This window comes from Nocardia vulneris, assembly GCF_001613425.1.
Lineage (GTDB): Bacteria > Actinomycetota > Actinomycetes > Mycobacteriales > Mycobacteriaceae > Nocardia > Nocardia vulneris.
Map to the genome: position 1 here is coordinate 1 of NZ_BDCI01000074.1, position 859 is coordinate 859.

Below are 859 nucleotides of genomic sequence, written 5' to 3' on the forward strand. Positions count from 1 at the left end.
CCATCGCCTGCGTGAACGCGGTCGTACCGTCTTCGTCACGGCGCAGCGAACCCACGATGACCGGGTCAACGCTGTCGGCCGGTGCCGCGGCCTCACAGATTTGCTCGATGTCCACGACCAGCAGCGGATGCGGGCTGGCCTCGACGAACACGGTGTATCCGTCGCGGTGCAACGCCTGCACGGCTTGTTCGAAACGCACGGTTTCCCGCAGGTTGTCGAACCAGTAACGAGTGTCCATCCCGGCAGGGTCGTAGAGCGCACCGGTGACGGTGGAGTAGAACGCTGTCTGCGCAGACCGTGTCTGGACTGTGGCGAGGGTGTCCAGCAACTGTTCACGTAACTGTTCGACCTGGGAAGAGTGCGAGGCATAGTCCACCGCGATACGACGTGCACGAATATCGCGGTGTTCACACTCGGTCAGGAATCGCTCGAGCTGACCGGTTTCCCCGGATACCACTACCGATCCCGGGCCGTTGACTGCTGCTATCGACAATCGGTCGAACCCATCGAGGAGGTCTTCGACTCGCTCCAGCGGTGAGATCACCGACACCATCCCGCCTCGACCGGCCAGCACGGTCAAGGCTGCCGAACGCAGGATCACGATCCGGACAGCGTCCTCGAGCGACAACACACCCGCCACATGGGCGGCGGCGATCTCTCCCTGGGAGTGCCCCACCACGGCATCGGGTAGGACACCGACCGAACGCCACAGCTCGGCCAAAGACACCATCACCGCGAACAGCACCGGCTGGACAATCTCGACCCGTTCCAGCGACGGTGCGTCCTCGACACCGTGGAGGACATCGAGTAGTGACCAGTCCACCAGCGAAGCGAACGCACCGGCACACTCGGTCATCTT

At 63.2% G+C, this 859-nt stretch carries 1 protein-coding gene; it reads right to left on the bottom strand.

Going from position 1 to position 859, the window contains the following annotated elements; genetic code table 11:
- Positions 1–859, bottom strand: an 859-nt coding sequence (locus NVU01S_RS42050) for an acyltransferase domain-containing protein (protein ID WP_156522253.1), incomplete at both ends; no start/stop codon positions are given.